The sequence below is a fragment of the Sphingopyxis sp. H073 genome (assembly GCF_001468395.1).
Taxonomy (GTDB): domain Bacteria; phylum Pseudomonadota; class Alphaproteobacteria; order Sphingomonadales; family Sphingomonadaceae; genus Sphingopyxis.
This window is the reverse complement of sequence record NZ_LNSG01000001.1, coordinates 457,582-474,992: the sequence shown is the minus strand read 5'-3', so window position 1 is coordinate 474,992 and position 17,411 is coordinate 457,582. Positions and strand designations below refer to the sequence as shown.

The window sequence follows — 17,411 nt, the reverse complement described above, 5'->3', positions numbered from 1 at the left end:
CGGTTCAGCCGCGCGGCTGGACCGCCGGCATAAAGCTGCTCCGGCGCAGCAGCGCCGCCGACACGAGCGACACGATGAGCGCGACCGGCAATATCTCGGTCAACGTCAGCGCCATGCGGAACAGCGGGTTCTTGTACTGCTCGGCCATCGCGCCCATTTCCGACGAGAATTTCGCGATCTCCGCCGCCGATTTGCCGGCCGCGCGCATATCCTCGATGCTCGAGGCGATATATTCGGCCATGAAGGTCCCGCCGGTCCGCCACATATAAAGTTCCCAGCCGAGGACATAGAACAGCCCCGCGACGAGCCCGATCCCAATCCCGACGCCAAAGGCTTTCCAGAAGCCGATCACCCCGCCCAGATCGACGTCGCGATAGCGCTTCACGCCGACGAAGACGAAAATGAGCGCGACCAGCATCGACAGATAGCCGGCGACCATTCCCATCGCGCCATGGTCGGCGAGGAAGCCGATGTTGATGAACATCCCCGCGACGACGATGACGCCCGCAATGGCGCCGTAAACCGCGATGATCCTGCCCATGATATATCTCCCCGATGGATGAATGCCATGCGAGATGCGCCGGAACAACGGCCGAAATCCATCGCCCAAACGGGTGATTTTGGGCCTTTCGTCCGAAACTACGGCAGGATGTCGAGCGTCCGCGCCTTCTGCACCGCCTGCGTCCGGCTGGCGACCTCCAGTTTTTCATAAACCCGCGCGACATGCGTCTTCACCGTGTTGGGCGAAATATCGAGCTGGCGCGCGATGACCTTGTTGGCGTGCCCCGCCGCGAGCATTTCGAGCACCTCGCACTCGCGCGCGCTGAGCCCGAGCGCGGCGATCGCCGCGTCGTTGCGCGCGAAAGCCTGCCGCGGCCGCGCGGTCAGCCGGTTGCCGACCCAGATGCCGAGCGTGACGCAAACGGCGGCAATGCAGACGATATAGAATTCGGCCGACCAGCGATGCATGACATGGCGATAATTCAACCATTCGAGCAGGAACGCCACCGCGGCCAGCGCAATGCCATAGAGGATGATCGACCGCGCCACGATCATCGGTAAATCATTGTCCGCAATTGCTTGCAATATGGCACCGTCAGTCGGGTTATCGTTACCGGAAAATTTACCATGTTGGGCTTAGCTTCCCTGCATGACGAATTTTCGTTCCCCCACGGCGCGCAGCCACAACCGGACGCCGGTTTCGATCGAGGTCATGGTCAATGGCGTCCTCAATTTCGTCGAGGGGCGCATCGTCGACTTGTCCGAAGGCGGCGCGCGCATCGACGGCGCGAGCATGCCCGCGCGATCGCGCTGCGAAATCCATTATGCCGGCGAGGTCACCTACGCGATCGTGATGTGGTCGGAATTCGACCGTATGGGCGTGCGCTTCCCTTACGAGTTGACGCATGGCGCGCTCTACAACGCGCTCCGGAACGCACGCAGGGTCAAACCCACCGACGTGTCGCCGGCCTTTCTGAGCCAGCGCACCGCGGGCTTCGGACGCCGCGGGCTCAGCTAGTCCTTCCATCCTCCCTGTGCCGAAGGCATGGGGCGGTGGCAGCGCGAAGCGCTGACGGAAGGGCCGGTGCCTCTCGCCCCTCCACCGCCTTCGGCGGTCCCCCTCCCCATCGCCTTGCGACAGGGAGGATTGGTATGCCGCCTTGCCGCGTTCGCCTTTTGTCCCTAGCGTATCCCGATGCTCCCCCGCGTCGATCCCCTTGCCCTGCCCGCGCTCCACGCAAGCCATGTCGGCATCTGGATCGCCGATCCCGCAGGGCGCGTACAGCGCGTCGGGCGCGGCGAAGCCATTGCCGCCGTCGCTGCGACACCGCACCTGCTCCTCAATGCAACGCTGACCGGCGACCGGCTCGGCTACCCCGAATTGTCGGGGCTCGACCTGCTCGAACTCTTCGCCTTCCTCTACCCGGCGCGCTTCGCGGTGCCGACGCCCGCCGGGATCGCCGCATCGATCGGCCTCGAAGCGCCGAAGGCCGAAGAGGACATCGCGCCCTTCCTCCGCCTCGCCGCCGCTGCGATGCTCGCCAGCCTAGATGAGCCCGACTGGCCCGAGCGCGAAGGCGCCTGGCACGGGCTGCAAGCGCTCGGACGCCAGCGCTGGCCGTGGGCGTCGCTCATGCAATCGCGCCTCGGCCCGCCCGACAAGGCCGACCGCTGGCTCTTCGCGCGGCTGCCCGAATGGGAAGAAGCGCCGCCGCGCCCGCAACCGCGTCAGGTGACGGTCAATCCCGACGACGTCCGCGCGCGGCTCGACCGGCTGACCGGCGACGGCGCCGAACGGCGTTCGGGGCAGCAGGATTACGCCCGCGCGGCCGCCGCGATCTTCGCGCCGCGCGAGCGCAAGGACATGCCGCAGATGCTCGTTGCAGAGGCTGGCACGGGGATCGGCAAGACATTGGGCTACCTCGCCCCCGCCAAGCAATGGATCGACCAGTCGGCGGGCGCGGTCTGCATCTCGACCTTCACCAAGGCGCTGCAACGCCAGCTCGCGCGCGAGACCGAGAAACTCTATCCCGATGCCGCGACGCACCGCGAGAAGGTGGTGGTGCGCAAGGGCCGCGAAAATTACCTCTGCCTGCTCAACCTCGAGGATGCCTTGCAGGGCGGCTTTTCGGGCCGCGCCGCGATCCTGGCGCAGCTCGTCGCGCGCTGGGCGGCCTATACGCGCGACGGCGACATGGTCGGCGGCGACCTTCCTGGCTGGCTCCCCGCGCTGTTCCGCCGCAACGGGACGACCGCGCTCAGCGACCGGCGCGGCGAATGCATCTATGCGGGCTGCCCGCATTTCCGCAAATGCTTCATCGAGCGCTCGGCGCGCGCCGCAGGCCAGGCCGATATCGTCATCGCCAACCATGCGCTGACGATGGTGCAGGCGGCGCGCCCGCGCCCAAGTTCGCAAGGTGGGGGCGGCGCCCCCGCAACGCGGCTGATCTTCGACGAGGGCCATCATTTGTGGGATGCCGCCGACAGCATGTTCGCTGCGGCGCTGACCGGGCAGGAAGCGGTCGAAATCCGCCGCTGGGTGCTCGGGCCCGAAGGCAAGTCGCGCGGACGGCGGCGCGGGCTGGCGGCAAGGCTCGCAGACGTCGCGAGCTATGACGAGGCGGGCGACAAGGCGATCCAGGCCGCGATTCAGGCTGCGGGTGAGCTGCCCGGCGAAGGCTGGCTAGGGCGCATTGCCGAGAGCGCACCATGGGGTGCGATCGAGCGGCTGCTCGTCGCGGTGCGCGCGATGACCTATGCGCGCAGCATCGACACGCGCACCGGCGACAGCGGCTACGGTCTCGAAACCGAACTCGCCGATCCCGATCCCGAGCTGGTCGCCGCCGCCGCCGGCGCGAGCGACGCGATCGAGGCGCTGCTGCGCCCGCTGATGGCGCTTGGCAAACGGCTCGACGCGCTGGTCGAGGATCCGCCCGACTGGCTCGACGGACAGGCGCGCGCGCGCGTCGACGGCGCGCGCAACAGCCTTGGCACGCGCATCGACACGCTCGGCGGGTGGCTCTCCTTGCTCGGGCGCGTCGGCGGCCCGGCAGATCCCGACTTCGTCGACTGGCTCGCGGTCGACCGCTTCGACGGACGCGAGTTCGATATGGGGCTGCACCGCCACTGGCTCGACCCGGCGCGGCCGGTCGCCGAGATCGTCTATCGGCCCGCGCAGGGGGTGCTCGTGACCTCGGCGACCTTGCGTAGCGGAAGCGGATGGACCGATGCCGACATCCGCACCGGCGCACGGCACATGGACGGCGGGGTCCAGCATTTCGCCGTGCCGAGCCCGTTCGACTATGCGCGCCAGTCCGAGGTGCTGATCGTCACCGACATCCCGCGCGGCGACCTGCCTGCGCTCGCCGGCGCGTACAGCCGGCTGATCGAGGCATCGGGCGGCGGCGCGCTCGGTCTGTTCAGCGCGATCCGGCGGCTCCGCATCGTCCACGCGCGCATCGCCGACCGCCTCGCCCGCGCCGGCCTGCCGCTCTATGCCCAGCACGTCGATCCGCTCGACACCGGCACGCTCGTCGACATCTTTCGCGCCGATCCGCACGCTTCGCTGCTCGGCACCGATGCGCTGCGCGACGGCGTCGACGTGCCCGGCGAGTCGCTACGGCTCGTCGTGATGGAGGGCGTGCCCTGGCCGCGCCCGACGATCCTCCACGCCGCGCGCCGTGCGGCGCAGGGCGGCAGCGCCTATGACGACAGCGTCATCCGCGCGCGCATCGGCCAGGCGTTCGGGCGGCTGATCCGCCGCGCCGACGATTTCGGCCAGTTCGTGATGCTCTCGCCCAGCTTCCCGTCAAGGCTGCTCGGCGCCTTTCCCGACGGGACGCCGGTCAGACGCCTGCCGCTCGACGAGGCGGTGAACCATGTCGCGGCGGCGAATGTCGAACGAAGAAAAAGCGCCTTTCCCGCCTTTTCACCGTCATAAGTTTCCGGCAGAGAGCGAGCGAGGGGATCACAGGGCAACGCGGGGAGCGATTTTGAAAAGTTTGACGATCCTGCGGCACGCAAAGTCGGGCTGGGACGTACAGGTCGAACGCGATTTCGACCGGCCGATCAACGCCCGCGGCCGCCGCGGCGCCGAGCTCATCGGGCAATATGTCAAGCGGCAGGGCCTGCCCGTCGACCGCATCATCGCCTCGCCCGCGGTGCGCGTGACCGAAACGCTCGACCTGTTCCAGCCGGCGGCGGCGCTCGATGCACTCGAACCGCATTGGGACCGGCGCATCTATCTCGCGTCGGCGGCGACGCTGATCGACGTCATCCGCGACATGGGCAAGGACGCGGAGCACCTGCTGATCTCCGGGCACAATCCGGGTCTGGAGGATCTGGTGCTCGAACTCGTTCCGTCGGACAGCGGCGGCCCGCTTCGCGAGCAGGTCGAGGAAAAGCTGCCGACCTCGGCGCTCGTGCGGCTCGAACTCGACATCGCCGACTGGCACGATCTCGACGTCAACAAGGCGCGGATCACTGCGTTCGTCCGTCCGCGCGACCTCGACCCGGCGCTGGGACCGGCGATGGATAACGACTGACGCGGATTGCGGCTTTCGGGGCGGATTCCAGACCGTCCCCTATTTCCGTTCGTGTCGAGCGAAGTCGAGACACCCGGCAGCCTTGCGCCTAGCCCGAGGGGCATCTCGACTTCGCTCGATGCGAACGGACTAGGTTGGGCGTACGTCCGCTTCCGGTCGCAACCGGTCGTTCGTCACCCCAGCGCCGGGTTCAGCTCTCTGACTTCGATCAGGAAGGTCTTGGGTTTCTTGAAATATTTGCTCTTGCGATTGACCTTGAGCCCCACGACCTCGGCGAGTTCCATGACGAAATGGACGCAGTTCGCCTTGTTCAGGCTGTAGCTTGGCTGCTTGCGGTCCTGCCATTCGCGGACCTTAGCGATCAGCCGCGCATAGGTCGCATCGTCGATGGTGACGCTGAACTGTCGGTCGCTCTTCGCGATATAGTCGGGCTGCGACGTCTGGACATAGCCCTTCACCGAACCGAGCAGGATCGCGGGGCTGACATTTTTCGCGGTGAAGCCGAAATTATTGTCGACCGCCTGCCCGCTGCCGTCGAGCCGTCCCTTCACGACGATGAAGGCGTGCGGGAAACGGTCGCCGAAATCGTGGCTGTAGAAGCTGACCGTGACCGCGGCCGATGCGGGAACCGCAGCGCCGAGACAGAAAGCCAGGAGGGCGAGGAGCATCAGGCGCAGGCGGAACATCGGCGCCCTGATAGCCATCCCCCACGCCGATTGCCAAGCCACCTTTGCGCTTGACGTGTCCGTCAAGCTGGCCTCTTCTCGCACTGACAAGGATGTAAGGAGACGAGGGTGGCACGGAAGGCGATTTTCATCACCGGCGGCGGATCGGGCATCGGCCGCGCGACGGCACGCCATTTCGCCGCGCAGGGCTGGTTCGTCGGAATCGCCGACGTCAATTCGGCGGGGATCGACGAAACCGCCGCATTGCTGCCCGTGGGCGCGTCGTCACGCCATGTCATGGACGTCCGCGACCGCGACCAGTGGAAGGCCGCGCTCGATGATTTCGCAAAGGCCAGCGGCGGGCGGCTGGACGTGCTGTTCAACAACGCAGGGATCGGATCGGGCGGCCAGTTCATCGACATGGCGCCGGAAGAGGCCGACCGGTTGATCGCGATCAACTTCGGCGGTGTGGTCAACGGCGTCTATATGGCGCTGCCGCTGCTTCGCGCGACGCCGGGTTCGACGATCCTCAACACCGGATCGGCCTCGGGCTTTTATGGCGTCGCGGGGCTTGCGGTCTATTCGGCGACAAAATTCGCGGTGCGCGGCCTGACCGAAGCGCTCGAAATCGAATTCGCCAAGCACGACATCAAGGTGCGCTCGCTGATGCCGGGCTTCATCGACACGCCGATCCTCGACCAGGTCAGCGCCGACAGCAACGAGCCCGCGCGCGGCCGCCTGTCGGCCGCCGGTTTCGAAATCTCGCCGGTCGAGCGCGTGGCCGAAGCGGCGTGGGAAGCGGTTCACGGCACCAAGGTGCATGTCACCGTCGGCAAGATGGCCAAGCGCCTCTCTCGCCTCGCGCGCTTCTTTCCCGGCCTGATCGCGAAGCAGTCGAAGAAGATCGACGGGCTGGGAACCGCGGGACATTGATGCCGCGAGGATGGTGGCAGCTTGGGGGGTGGAGAACTGCCGTTCCGTTTCACCCCTTCCTCATCTCGGCCTCACCATTTTCGTCACCCCGGACTTGATCCGGGGTCCATGACTTCAGCGCTGCCGTGGATCCCGGGTCAAGCCCGGGATGACGATATTATGCATATCGCCTTCCGTTCGTCAGCTACCGCTCTCCGAAATCCACAGCGACAGCCCCGGCGGCGGATCGCCGGGCGGCGCATCGGCGACATGCCGCACCGCATCGGCGCGCGCGCGGTCGAGGACCGCGGCCGGGACGGCAGGCGAATGGAAGATATGGTCGGCCTCGCCGAGCAGCCGCGCGGCGCGTAGCGTCAGATCGTCGGGGTCATCGCCGGTGAGGCGGATGATTTCGAGGCGCGGAGGGACAGTTTCTGCCGCACCGTCAAGCCATTCGCCGACCTTGTCGGCCGCCGCGGGATCGAGCGGGTCCAGCGCGCCTCCCGCCGCAAGCGCCGCGTCGATCGCGCGGCGGCGGTCGGCAGCCGCCGGCCAGCGCGCCTTCATCGCACCGCGCGCGGCATGGAGCGCCGATGCGAGTGCACCGAGCCGCGACGGCAGCAAGGCTTCGATCCGCTGGCGCACCGCCTTGGCGAGCCCGGCCGACGCACCGCCCGTCCCGATCGCGATTGTCACCGGCGCGCGGTCGACGATCGCCGGGGTCGTGAAGTCGCAGAGATCTGGCCGGTCGACGACATTGACGAGCAGACCGCGCGCGCGGAGGTCGGCCGCCGCCGCGCGCGCCGCTTCGTCATCGGCGAGCGCGACGAAGGCGATGGTTGCGCCTTCTTGCCACACCGGGACGATCCGCCCGCCCGCTCGCGTCACCAGCCGTGCCTTCGCTTCGGCCGCCTCGCCTTCCCCGACCAGCACGACCGTGCGGCCGGCAAGGTTGAGGAAGACGGGAAGCTGCTGCATCGTCAGTCGATCCAGTCGGGAACGCGCTCGGCGGCCATGATCGTGCCCGCGGCGATGCGGTCGGCGACGACGATATAGCGGTCGCCGTCGACCAGCACCTCGGGAACGAGGCTGCGGCTGTTGTAGGTCGACGCCATCGTCGCGCCATAGGCGCCCGCGGTACGAAACACCGCGAGATCGCCCGACTCGACCTTGTCGATCACGCGGTCGCGCGCGAACGTGTCGCCCGTCTCGCACACCGGTCCGACGATCGACGCGGTCATCGTCTCGCCCGTCGGCCTGACCGCAACGAAGTCGTGATACGCGTCGTAAAGCGCCGGACGCGCGAGGTCGTTCATCGCGGCGTCGACGATCACGAAGGGATTGGTCGCGCCGGGCTTCACCCACAGCACCTCGGTGAGCAGGACGCCGGTATTCCCCGCGATCACGCGGCCGGGTTCGAACATCAAGGTGACGTCCCAGTCCTTCGTAACGCGCGCGACCATCGCGCCATATTCCGCCGGGCTCGGCGGATTGTCCTCGGGTCGGTAGGGCACGCCGAGGCCGCCGCCGAGGTCGACGTGGGTGATGCTGTGCCCCGCGGCGCGGAGGTCGGCGACAAGGCGGCCGACGCGCTCGAACGCGGCCTCCAGCGGCGCGAGGCTGGTGAGCTGGCTGCCGATGTGGAGCGCGATGCCGCGCATCTGGAGCCCCGGCAGCGCGGCGAGGCGGCCGAAGATTTCGGGCGCGACGTCGATGCCGACCCCGAACTTGTTCTCGGCCTTGCCGGTCGAGATCTTCGCATGCGTTCCCGCATCGACGTCGGGATTGACGCGCAGCACCGCGGGCGCGGTCATGTCCTTCGCGAGCGCGATTTCGGCGAGCGCGACGCCCTCGGGCTCATGCTCGATGTTGAACTGGCCGATGCCGCGGTCGAGGCCCTGCGCCAGCTCGGCGCGCGTCTTGCCGACCCCCGAAAAGACGATGTCCTGCGGCGCCATGCCCGACGCGAGCGCGCGTTCAAGCTCGCCGCCCGAGACGACGTCGGCGCCATAGCCCTGCCGCGCGAGGACGCGCAGCACGCCGAGATTGGGGTTGCACTTGATCGCGAAGGCGATGTGCTTCCTGGGAATATCCTTGAGCGCCTCGGCGAAAACCTGCGCATGGCGTTCGAGCGTCGCGCGCGAATAGACATAGACGGGGGTGCCGATTTCGGCGGCGATGCGCGGCAAGGGAATGTCTTCGGCGTGGAGGACGCCGTCGCGGTATTCAAAATGGTCCATGGGTCGAAAGTCCTGAAGCTCAGCCCGGAGGCGGCAAATCGAAATCGTCGGGTTCGCGGCGTTCGGACCGTTTGAGAAGTTCGTCGCTGCGCGCGGGCCGGGCCTGCGCGTCAGGCGTCGTGAGCTCCTCCGTGGTCGGGGCGCTTGTCGCGCCGACGGGAACGACCGGCGCGGGCTGGTTCGCCGCCGGCTTCAGATCTTCCTTTGCACCGCACGCGCCGAGCAGCGCGGCGGCAGCGATCATGGTCGCGATGAGGCGCTTCGTCGCCATCAATCCTGTCCTTCCAGCGCGGCGCGGGCCGCGGCAATGGCCTGCCTTACCCGTTCGGGCGCGGTACCGCCATAGCTGACGCGGCTCGCCACCGATGCCTCGACGGTCAGTGCCGCAAGCGCATCGGGCGTGACCGCGGGGTGGATCGCGGCGGCCTCGGCGGCGGGCAGCATCGACAGCTCAACGCCAAGCTCCTCGGATCGTTTCACGCAGGCACCGACGATATGATGCGCGTCGCGGAAGGGCACCCCCGCCGCGCGCACCAGCCAGTCGGCAAGATCGGTTGCGGTCGAGAAGCCCGAGGCGGCGAGCGCGCGCATCCGGTCGGTGCGGAAGGTCAGCGTTTCGACCATGCCGGTCATCGCGGCGAGCGACAGCGCAAGCGCGTCGAAGGCGCCGAACACCGTTTCCTTGTCGTCCTGCAGATCCTTCGAATAGGTGAGCGGCAGGCCCTTCACGATCACCGACAGGCGCTGGAAGGCGCCGAGCAGCAGGCCCGCGCGGCCGCGCACGAGCTCGGCGGCGTCGGGGTTGCGCTTTTGCGGCATGATCGAACTGCCGGTCGACCAGGCATCGGGCAGGCTGACGAACCCGAAGGGCTGGCTCGCCCAGATCACGATTTCTTCGGCTAGGCGCGACAGATGGATCGCAGCGATCGAGGCCGAGGCACAGAATTCGAGCGCGAAGTCGCGGTCCGACACCGCGTCGATGCTGTTCGCCATCGGCCGGTCGAAGCCGAGCGCCGATGCGGTCGCGTGGCGATCGAGCGGAAAGCTGGTCCCCGCGAGTGCGGCGGCGCCGAGCGGCGATTCGTTGAGGCGGCGGCGCGCATCGGCGAAACGTCCGCGATCACGGGCGAACATCTCGACATAGGCGAGCAGGTGATGGCCGAGCGTCACCGGCTGCGCGACCTGCAGGTGCGTGAAGCCCGGCATGATGCTGTCGGCATGGTCTTCGGCGCGCGCGAGCAGCGCGGTCTGCAGCGCTTTAAGCCCCGCGTCGATGCGGGTGCACGCGGTGCGCACCCACAGGCGGAAATCGGTCGCGACCTGGTCGTTGCGCGAGCGCGCGGTGTGCAGGCGCCCGGCCGCTTCGCCGACCAGTTCCTTCAGCCGCGATTCGACCGTCATGTGGATGTCTTCGAGGCTGAGGTCGACCGGCACGCCCCGTTCGGCGAACTCGTCGGCGATCAGCGCGAGACCGCGGTCGATCTGCGCCGCATCGTCGGGGTCGATGATCCCGCAGGTGCCCAGCATCGCCGCATGGGCCCGGCTGGCGGCGATATCTTCTTCCCACAATCGCTTGTCGACGGGGATCGAGGCGTTAATTTCTTGCATGATCGCCGCGGGTCCGCCACCGAAGCGGCCGCCCCACATGCTGTTGCTGTCCGGAGTATCCGCCATTCGCCGCGCCCTGACCAAATTGCCGATGATCCTGCCGCTGATGCTCGCCGGATCGCTGATCGCGGGCTGCGATAGGGAAAAGCAGGCCGACGGGCAAGCCGCGGCGCCCCAAGCAAATATTTCATCCGGCGAAGCGAGGGACGTCGGCGCCTTCAAGCATATCGTCGACCGCACCAATGCGGGCAAAGCCGCCCCCGCGGTGAGCTTTACCGGGCCCGACGACGCGCCGGTGACGCTCGCGTCGTTCCGCGGCAAGCCGCTGCTCGTCAACCTGTGGGCGACCTGGTGTGCGCCGTGCGTCGCCGAAATGCCGACGCTCGACGCGCTGGCGGCGCAGCAGGGCGAGCGCATGACAGTGATCGCGGTCGCGCAGGATCTGCAGGGCGCCGCCGTTGTCGATCCCTGGTTCCAGAAGGCAGGCCTCAAGGCGCTGCAGCCTTATCTCGATCCGAAGAATGGCCTGCTCGACGCCGCGGCCAGTGCGCTGCCGACGAGCATACTCTATGACGCGCGGGGCAAGGAAGTCTGGCGCGTCGTCGGCGCGATCGACTGGCAGGGAGACGAAGCGAAGGCGTTGCTGGCCGAGGCGGGGGCCTAGCTCACCCCGGGTGCGCTTCGTCGCCGACGCTCGATTTCAGGAGGCCGCGAAACACCTCGCGGGCGTCGCGCTTGCCCTGCGTCACGTCGAACACGTCGCGCGCGATCGGCATCGCCAAGTCATATTTGTCGGCGAGCGCCATCACCGTCGGGGCGCTCTTCACCCCTTCGGCGACCATGTTCATCCCCGCGATGATGTCGTCGATATGGCGGCCCTTGCCGAGTTCGACCCCGACATGGCGGTTGCGGCTCAAGGGGCTGGTGCAGGTCGCGATCAGATCGCCCATGCCGGTGAGCCCCGCGAAGGTTTCGGGCCGCCCGCCCATCGCGACGCCGAGCCGCGTAATCTCGGCCAGCCCGCGCGTCATCAGCCCGGCGCGCGTATTGTCGCCGGCGCCGAGCCCGTCGCCCATGCCGACCGCGATCGCGATGATATTCTTGAGTACGCCGCCCAGCTCGCAGCCGAGCAGGTCGGTGTTCGTGTAGACGCGGAACAGCCCCGAGTGGAACACCGGCTGGAGCGCGCGGACGACAATCTCGTCTTCCATGGAGAGTACGCTCGCCGCCGCCTGCCCCGTCATGATCTCGCGCGCGAGGTTCGGGCCGGTGAGGACGCCGACGGGATGGCCGGGCAGGATTTCCTCGATCAGTTCGGTCATCCGCTTGCCCGACGCAAGCTCCAAGCCCTTCGTGAGGCTGATCACCGGCACCCACGGGCGGAGATGGTTGCGCGCTTCCTCGAGGACGCCGCGGAAGCTGTGCGAGGGGACGCCCATGACCAGCACATCGGCACCGGCGACGACCTCGGCCATGTCGTTCGTCGCGCGGAGCGCCGCGGGCAGCTTGATGCCCGGCAGATATTTGCGGTTCTCGCTGGCGCCGTTGATGCTCTCGACGGTTTCGGCATCGCGCGCCCAGAGCGTGATCGGCGCGTTGCGCGACACGACCGAGGCGACCGTCGTTCCCCAGCTACCCCCGCCGAGCAGGCCTACTTTGAGGCGCATATGTCTCTCCCTGTTTCGGGCGAGAGTGGCGCGGGATTAGGGGGTTGGCAAGGCGTTTGCCCTATTCGTTCAGGAGTGCTCGCCCAGAAACGCGCGCTGGACCTCGGCCGTCGCTTTCGGGTCCTCGATCATCGGGACGTGCGCGACATGCTCGAAGATATGGCTGTTGCTGCGCGCGATCCCCTTTTCGAGCACCGCGACGCAGCTGACATCGATCAGCTTGTCGTGGCGGCCCCAGATGATCAATGTCGGCACCGTCACCTTGTGAAGCTCGTCGTTGAGCGGCTTCGCCTCCATCTCATCGGCGATCGCCCAGAAGATCTTGTCGAGCAGGTCGCGATGTTTCAGCGCATCCGCGTAGATTACCGGCTTGAGCCGTGCAGGCACATAGGTCGGCTTGCGGACGACGAAGGCGATCAGCCGGTCGGCGTCCTGAAGATTGGCGATGACCAGCGGATTATAGTCGCGGTTCGCCGCGAGCTTCTGCAACTCGCTTTCGTCGGCGCCGAGGATGCCCGCATTGTTCATCAGCGTCAGCGTGCGGAGCGCATCGGGATAATCGATCGCGAAGCGCAGCGCGATCCAGCCGCCCATGCTGTTGCCGCCGAGATGCGGGCGGTCGATGCCGAGCGCATCCAGAAAACCCTTCAGCCGCGCGGCCTGACTGCCGACGTCGAAGGGCAGCTCGCCGTCGCGGTCATTCTCGCCGAAGCCCGGCAGGTCGGGCGCGATCAGACGATAATCGTTGGTCAGCCATGGCGCATAAAAGGTCCAGTGATCCTTGTCGGCGCCAAAGCCGTGCACCATCACGAGGGTCGGCTTCGACGGATCGCCGCCCTCCAGATAAGGCCAGGTGCGGCCGTCGACCGTCACCGTCTTCCGTTCGACGCGGGCGCGCTTGCGCATCAGCCAGCGCATCAGCAGCACGATCTGCTCGGGAAAGAAGAGATAGAGCAGCGTCAGGAAGACGATGGCCGAAATGAGGACGATGATGAAAAAACTCATAACTTTAAACGGTTCCCTGATTTCCGTTCGCATCGAGCGAAGTCGAGATGCCCCTAGATGTTGCGCCGTCCAAATGGGTGTCTCGACTTCGCTCGACACGAACGGGTAGGGTTGATTCAGCTCTGCGCAACACGCCCATCGAACCAGCCGATGAGATCGTCGAGGACGGCATCGCGCTCGGGCTCGTTGTAGATCTCGTGGAAGAGGCCCGGATAGATCTCGAGCCGCTTGTCCACCGACGACACATGCTCGAACAGATAGCGCGATCCCGCAGGCGCGGTCAGCCGGTCGGCCTCGCCATGCTGGATCAGGATCGGCAGCCGGATCTTCGGCGCGTCGGCCTGCGCGACCGCCATCGCGTCCATGAACTCCTTGCCCAGCCGCGCGCCGATCTTGCCGCCATAGACGAGCGGGTCGGCCTGATAGGCGGCGACCACCGCGGGATCGCGGCTGACGCCATTGGCGTCCAATGACAGCACGCCGAGACGCGGGAAGAAACGCGAAAGGAAGCGGCTGATCCAGACGGTGAAGCGCGACGGCGGCTCGGCGGGCAGGATCGCGGGGCCGGAAAGCGCAGCCGCGACGAACGCCTGTTGGCGCTCGATCAGGAATAGCGTCGCGATCAGGCCGCCCATGCTGTGGCCGAGGAGCAGGCGCGGCGTGTCGCCATGATTGACCTCGACGAGCGTCAGCAATTCGCTCATGCCATCGAGGAAGGCCGAGAAGCGCGGCACGAAACCGCCCTCGCCGTCCGAGGCGCCATGGCCCCAATGGTCGACCGCATAGATGGCGTAGCCGGCGTCGGTCAGCCGCTTCGCCACATAGGCATACCGCCCGGCATGTTCGGCATAGCCGTGCGCCAACAGCACCACCGCCTTTGGTCGCCCTTCGGGAAGCCAGTGGGTGACATGCAGCTTCGCGCCGGCGCCGGCCGATCCGGCAGGCAGCGTCAGCGCGGGCATGTTAGCGGACCGCTTTCTTCAGCGCCGAGCTGCGGTGGCCGGGGCCGTCGTCGCCGGCCTTGTCGATCTTGGCGAGGATCGCGTCGAGCGCGCGGCTGATCGCGGTCTGGGTGCGCACCATCTCGACCTTCGGCCAGGCGGTGCGCTGGCCGGTGTCGATCAGTTCGTCGATGTCGTCCTGTGCAAGGTCGCTCAGGATCTTCGTCGGCGACCAGAATTTGGGCGGGCGGATGATGTTGATGTCGCCGGTATATTCCTGATTGATCACCGAGCGCGCCATATTCGCAAGGCTGTTGAGCGGCGGCACGAGTTCGAGCGGCTTCTGGAAGATCACCATGTTCGCGTTGAGCCACGCCTTGAAGGTCGCGATCGACGCGTGCTGGATGGCCTCGATCGGCGCCATCTGCTTGCGCGTGTCGGTTGCGAAGGGCAGCGCGAGCGGGTTTGCCTGGCTGACGATATGGTGGTTGACGCCATAGAGGCGTTCGAGCCGCTTGGTGGGAATGTCGTGCGTCACCGATCCGTCGACCCAGCGCCGGTCGGGCTGATAGGCGACGCGGTTGCCGTCCTCGTCGCGCGCCATCAGCATGACCGGCGGGAAGACGCCGGGCACCGCGCACGACGCCAGCACCGCTTCGCGGATCAGCACGTTCGGCGCGGTGATCGCGTTCAGGAGGCGGCCGTTCTGATACTTCTCCGCGGGAGCGACCGAGACATTGAGGTGGCGGCCGCTGATCTCATAGGCTTCCTGAAAGGTCAGGTCGGGAATCAGTTCGGCGAGGCGGTCGCGCACCTCGTCGGGCGCTAGCCGCTTCATCTCGGGATCGCGCGCGGGGTTGGCGAGGCGCTTGCTGTCGAGGAAGGGGCCGATGTCGGCGTCCTTGCGCGTGCAGACGATCGCCGCGACGATCGACCCCCCGCTCGATCCCGCGAGAATGTTGGGTAGCACGCCCTGTTCCCAGAGCGCCTTCACGACCCCGACGTGGAAGAAGAGGAAGCTCCCCGAACCCGAGAGCAAGAGCGCCGAGCGGCCGTAGCAATGCTGCGCGCGGCGGAAGAAGTCGCGCTTCTCCTCGCGCGGGATCGAGCGCGATGCGGCGATCTTGTCGAGCGCGGCGACAACCTCGGCGACATAGGCCTCGATCAGCTTCTTCGTGCCGAAGCGCGCCTTCTGGTAGAGGCGCTCGGCGCCCATGCCGTCGATATTGCCGTGGATGCCCTCGTTGAGGACGAAGAGCAGCCCCTTGACGTCACCCGCCGCCGAAAGCTTGCGGAGCTTTTCCAGCCTTGCCCGAATGGCCTTGTAATCGAAATGCCGGCTCTCGTCGGAATCGCGCCACGCCTGCATCCCCGATTTTACGTCCGCGGCAAGCGCCGCTTTCGACCAGGCGGCATAGTCGGATGCGCGTACAAGCTCGGCGTCAGCGCTGAGCGTCGGGGCAAAAATCATTCGGTCATCCTGCATTGTTTCTATTTTTAGCGATTCTTGCTGGTTACGTTGTCTTTGGCAACTGTTTTGACATCGCTGTCCCGCTCCCGTCGACCCGGATACCCACTGTCGTCATCCCGGACTTGATCCGGGATCCATCACGCCGGCGCAGACGTGGATCGCGGATCAAGTCCGGGATGACGAAGAAGGAGGGGGCCTCTTCTTCCCCTTCACAAGGGCCTTATCTTTCGCCTTCGGCTTGGTGGCAGGTTTCGGGGCAGGCTTCGCTTTTGCCTTGGGTTTCGTGGCCAGCTTGGGCGCCGCTTTTGGCTTTGCCGTGGCGGTTTTCGGTGCGGCGGGCGCCTTCTCCGCCTTCGGCGTCGCCGCCATCAGGTCGGCGAAACTTTCATCGATGCACTCCCTGAAAAAGGCGATGTCGGGCATGATCGCGCGCTCGCTGATGATCGAGAAGGCGATGCGGCCGTTGTAGCTTGGGGTCGCGACGAACAGCCCCATATTGTTCGCGAGCGGCGCCATGCCGTGCTGCTGCACGAGCTGCGCGCCCGCGAGGTAGAGCGGCACCTGCGCGCCGGGCACGTTCGAGATGAACAGGTTCGTCCCGCGCACCGCGAACCGCTCGCTGGTGATAATGCGCGCGACCGCGGCCATCGTCGCGCCGGGAATATGCTGCGACAGGTCGGTCATGATCCGCGCGCTGACGCCCGCCTTCGCCTCTTTCGCCTCGACCGTATAGTCGCGGATCGCCGCGAGGCGCGCGAGCGGGTCGGCGATGTCGGTGCGCACCGGCACGCTCATCGCGGAGACCTGATTGCCGGGCGTGCTCGCTTTCCCCGCGCCCTTTTCCTTGCCGCGCAAATTGATCGGCGCGACCGCGACAAGGCTCTCTTTCGGCAGCTCCTTGTGCTTCGCGAGATATTTGCGCAGCGCGCCGCCGACCGTGGTCAGGACGACGTCGTTGACCGTCGCACCCGGCACCTTCTTGCGGATTTCGGCGACGTCAGAGAGTGCCACCGTCGTTCCGTCGAACATCTTGTGCGGGCCGACGGGGGCGTTGAAGCGCGTTTCGGGAACGCCGGCGGTCATCCCGCCCTCGGCCATCGACTTGCGCGCCGACGCGACGATCGCGGGCGAAACCTTGAGCAGGGCGTTCATGAACTTCACCGGCGACTGCATCGACGCCGACCAGGCGCGTGTCACCGTTTCGGCGCTCGACGGCGGACGGCCGAGCTCTTCGGCCGGCGGCGGCTCGGCAATCGCAGGGGTGCCCTTCGCGTCGATGTCGCTCATCGCGATGAAGGCGTGCGCGCCCGACGCGCCGTCGACCGCGGCATGGTGGACGCGGTGGAGCATCGCGAAGCTGCCCTTCGGAATCCCCGTTATGCGGTCGAGCCCCTCGATGATGTAGATGTCCCAGAGCGGCCGGTTCATATCCATCGGCTTCGAGAAATAGCGCGCGACCGCGATGCAGAACTGCCGCCAGTCGCCCGGCTCGGGCAGGCGCGCGTGGCTCATGTGCGCTTCGATGTCGAAATGCTCGTCCTCGACCCAATAGGGATGGTCGAGATCGAACGGTAGCCGGTGGAGGCGGCGCTTGAACAGCGGCGAGGTGTGCACGCGGCTTTCGACGTGGCGGATGATGTCCTTGAAGCGCACGAAGCCGCCCGGCGCGGTCGAGGGGTCGTAGATATAGACCCCCATGATGTGTGTCAGATTGTTCGCGGTCTGCGTGTAGAGGAACTGGGCATCCTGCGCGCTGAGCTGTTTAAGCATGTCGGGTTCCTTTGCAGTTCCACAATATCGTCATCCCGGCGAAGGCCGGGATCTCGCCCTCGCAACTGGACGCAACGGCGAGATCCC

Annotated in this window: 17 protein-coding genes; 5 read left to right on the top strand and 12 right to left on the bottom strand. The window is 66.8% G+C overall.

Annotation, left to right across the window (positions count from 1 at the left end; translation table 11 throughout):
- Nucleotides 1-4 precede the first annotated feature (4 nt).
- Both ATE64_RS02410 and ATE64_RS02405 read right to left on the bottom strand, forming a co-directional pair.
- Nucleotides 5-541: a DUF4199 domain-containing protein gene (locus ATE64_RS02410; protein WP_058454513.1), complete on the bottom strand. Its 537-nt coding sequence runs from the start codon at nt 539-541 to the stop codon at nt 5-7.
- Nucleotides 542-639: 98 nt separating this feature from the next.
- A complete protein-coding gene (locus ATE64_RS02405) occupies nt 640-1,056 on the bottom strand; it encodes a response regulator transcription factor (protein WP_197410096.1) in 417 nt (138 codons plus the stop codon).
- A gap of 94 nt (nt 1,057-1,150) precedes the next feature.
- Here ATE64_RS02405 and ATE64_RS02400 point away from each other — a divergent pair, with 94 nt between their 5' ends.
- The 3 genes from ATE64_RS02400 to ATE64_RS02390 all read left to right on the top strand — a co-directional run bounded on the left by ATE64_RS02400 (nt 1,151) and on the right by ATE64_RS02390 (nt 5,045).
- Nucleotides 1,151-1,519: a PilZ domain-containing protein gene (locus tag ATE64_RS02400; protein ID WP_082657544.1), complete on the top strand. Its 369-nt coding sequence runs from the start codon at nt 1,151-1,153 to the stop codon at nt 1,517-1,519.
- 177 nt (nt 1,520-1,696) lie between these two features.
- Nucleotides 1,697-4,441 (top strand): ATP-dependent DNA helicase, encoded by a 2,745-nt coding sequence (locus ATE64_RS02395; protein WP_058454514.1) that lies wholly within the window; start codon nt 1,697-1,699, stop codon nt 4,439-4,441.
- Nucleotides 4,442-4,493: 52 nt separating this feature from the next.
- Nucleotides 4,494-5,045: a histidine phosphatase family protein gene (locus tag ATE64_RS02390; RefSeq protein WP_058454515.1), complete on the top strand. Its 552-nt coding sequence runs from the start codon at nt 4,494-4,496 to the stop codon at nt 5,043-5,045.
- 173 nt (nt 5,046-5,218) lie between these two features.
- Here ATE64_RS02390 and ATE64_RS02385 read toward each other — a convergent pair whose 3' ends face one another.
- A complete protein-coding gene (locus ATE64_RS02385; protein WP_231728990.1) occupies nt 5,219-5,749 on the bottom strand; it encodes a hypothetical protein in 531 nt (176 codons plus the stop codon).
- Between the two features lie 90 nt (nt 5,750-5,839).
- On the opposite strand from ATE64_RS02385, the gene ATE64_RS02380 reads away from it, so the two are divergent.
- The gene (locus ATE64_RS02380; RefSeq protein ID WP_058454517.1) at nt 5,840-6,643 is read left to right on the top strand and encodes an SDR family oxidoreductase; all 804 of its coding nucleotides are present in this window, start codon (nt 5,840-5,842) and stop codon (nt 6,641-6,643) included.
- Between the two features lie 180 nt (nt 6,644-6,823).
- Here ATE64_RS02380 and ATE64_RS02375 read toward each other — a convergent pair whose 3' ends face one another.
- The 4 genes from ATE64_RS02375 to argH are packed head-to-tail and all read right to left on the bottom strand — an operon-like array spanning nt 6,824 to nt 10,509.
- Nucleotides 6,824-7,600 carry a bifunctional precorrin-2 dehydrogenase/sirohydrochlorin ferrochelatase gene (locus ATE64_RS02375; protein ID WP_058454518.1) on the bottom strand — a complete coding sequence of 259 codons (777 nt, stop codon included), beginning with the start codon at nt 7,598-7,600 and terminating at the stop codon, nt 6,824-6,826.
- Nucleotides 7,601-7,602: 2 nt separating this feature from the next.
- Nucleotides 7,603-8,862, bottom strand: coding sequence for a diaminopimelate decarboxylase (gene lysA / locus ATE64_RS02370; RefSeq protein ID WP_058454519.1), 1,260 nt, complete (start codon nt 8,860-8,862; stop codon nt 7,603-7,605).
- Between the two features lie 19 nt (nt 8,863-8,881).
- Nucleotides 8,882-9,133: a hypothetical protein gene (locus ATE64_RS02365; protein ID WP_058454520.1), complete on the bottom strand. Its 252-nt coding sequence runs from the start codon at nt 9,131-9,133 to the stop codon at nt 8,882-8,884.
- Complete coding sequence (gene argH, locus ATE64_RS02360; RefSeq protein WP_058454521.1) at nt 9,133-10,509, bottom strand: argininosuccinate lyase; 1,377 nt, start codon at nt 10,507-10,509, stop codon at nt 9,133-9,135. Before argH ends, ATE64_RS02365 begins: the two co-directional genes overlap by 1 nt.
- Here argH and ATE64_RS02355 point away from each other — a divergent pair.
- Nucleotides 10,508-11,134, top strand: a complete 627-nt coding sequence (locus ATE64_RS02355) for a TlpA disulfide reductase family protein (protein WP_231728991.1) — start codon at nt 10,508-10,510, stop codon at nt 11,132-11,134. The two genes, argH and ATE64_RS02355, sit on opposite strands and share 2 nt — an antisense overlap.
- A 1-nt stretch (nt 11,135) precedes the next feature.
- Here ATE64_RS02355 and ATE64_RS02350 read toward each other — a convergent pair whose 3' ends face one another.
- The 5 genes from ATE64_RS02350 to ATE64_RS02330 all read right to left on the bottom strand — a co-directional run bounded on the left by ATE64_RS02350 (nt 11,136) and on the right by ATE64_RS02330 (nt 17,324).
- Nucleotides 11,136-12,137, bottom strand: a complete 1,002-nt coding sequence (locus tag ATE64_RS02350; RefSeq protein WP_058454522.1) for an NAD(P)H-dependent glycerol-3-phosphate dehydrogenase — start codon at nt 12,135-12,137, stop codon at nt 11,136-11,138.
- Between the two features lie 69 nt (nt 12,138-12,206).
- Nucleotides 12,207-13,142, bottom strand: coding sequence for an alpha/beta fold hydrolase (locus ATE64_RS02345; protein WP_058454523.1), 936 nt, complete (start codon nt 13,140-13,142; stop codon nt 12,207-12,209).
- A gap of 116 nt (nt 13,143-13,258) precedes the next feature.
- Nucleotides 13,259-14,104, bottom strand: a complete 846-nt coding sequence (locus tag ATE64_RS02340) for an alpha/beta hydrolase (protein WP_058454524.1) — start codon at nt 14,102-14,104, stop codon at nt 13,259-13,261.
- 1 nt (nt 14,105) lies between these two features.
- Entirely contained in the window at nt 14,106-15,554 is a 1,449-nt protein-coding gene (locus tag ATE64_RS02335; RefSeq protein WP_058454525.1) for a DUF3336 domain-containing protein, read from the bottom strand.
- A gap of 165 nt (nt 15,555-15,719) precedes the next feature.
- The gene (locus ATE64_RS02330) at nt 15,720-17,324 is read right to left on the bottom strand and encodes a wax ester/triacylglycerol synthase family O-acyltransferase (RefSeq protein WP_058454526.1); all 1,605 of its coding nucleotides are present in this window, start codon (nt 17,322-17,324) and stop codon (nt 15,720-15,722) included.
- Nucleotides 17,325-17,411: the final 87 nt, after the last annotated feature.

Excerpts from the sequence above, each read along its gene's own strand:
- ATE64_RS02335 (WP_058454525.1), bottom strand. The coding sequence starts at position 15,554 with ATGATTTTTGCCCCGACGCTCAGCGCTGACGCCGAGCTTGTACGCGCA.
- ATE64_RS02375 (WP_058454518.1), bottom strand. The coding sequence starts at position 7,600 with ATGCAGCAGCTTCCCGTCTTCCTCAACCTTGCCGGCCGCACGGTCGTG.
- lysA (WP_058454519.1), bottom strand. The coding sequence starts at position 8,862 with ATGGACCATTTTGAATACCGCGACGGCGTCCTCCACGCCGAAGACATT.
- ATE64_RS02400 (WP_082657544.1), top strand. The coding sequence starts at position 1,151 with ATGACGAATTTTCGTTCCCCCACGGCGCGCAGCCACAACCGGACGCCG.
- ATE64_RS02410 (WP_058454513.1), bottom strand. The coding sequence starts at position 541 with ATGGGCAGGATCATCGCGGTTTACGGCGCCATTGCGGGCGTCATCGTC.
- ATE64_RS02365 (WP_058454520.1), bottom strand. The coding sequence starts at position 9,133 with ATGGCGACGAAGCGCCTCATCGCGACCATGATCGCTGCCGCCGCGCTG.
- ATE64_RS02330 (WP_058454526.1), bottom strand. The coding sequence starts at position 17,324 with ATGCTTAAACAGCTCAGCGCGCAGGATGCCCAGTTCCTCTACACGCAG.
- ATE64_RS02340 (WP_058454524.1), bottom strand. The coding sequence starts at position 14,104 with ATGCCCGCGCTGACGCTGCCTGCCGGATCGGCCGGCGCCGGCGCGAAG.
- ATE64_RS02395 (WP_058454514.1), top strand. The coding sequence starts at position 1,697 with ATGCTCCCCCGCGTCGATCCCCTTGCCCTGCCCGCGCTCCACGCAAGC.
- ATE64_RS02385 (WP_231728990.1), bottom strand. The coding sequence starts at position 5,749 with ATGGCTATCAGGGCGCCGATGTTCCGCCTGCGCCTGATGCTCCTCGCC.
- ATE64_RS02355 (WP_231728991.1), top strand. The coding sequence starts at position 10,508 with ATGCTGTTGCTGTCCGGAGTATCCGCCATTCGCCGCGCCCTGACCAAA.
- ATE64_RS02345 (WP_058454523.1), bottom strand. The coding sequence starts at position 13,142 with ATGAGTTTTTTCATCATCGTCCTCATTTCGGCCATCGTCTTCCTGACG.
- argH (WP_058454521.1), bottom strand. The coding sequence starts at position 10,509 with ATGTGGGGCGGCCGCTTCGGTGGCGGACCCGCGGCGATCATGCAAGAA.
- ATE64_RS02405 (WP_197410096.1), bottom strand. The coding sequence starts at position 1,056 with ATGATCGTGGCGCGGTCGATCATCCTCTATGGCATTGCGCTGGCCGCG.
- ATE64_RS02350 (WP_058454522.1), bottom strand. The coding sequence starts at position 12,137 with ATGCGCCTCAAAGTAGGCCTGCTCGGCGGGGGTAGCTGGGGAACGACG.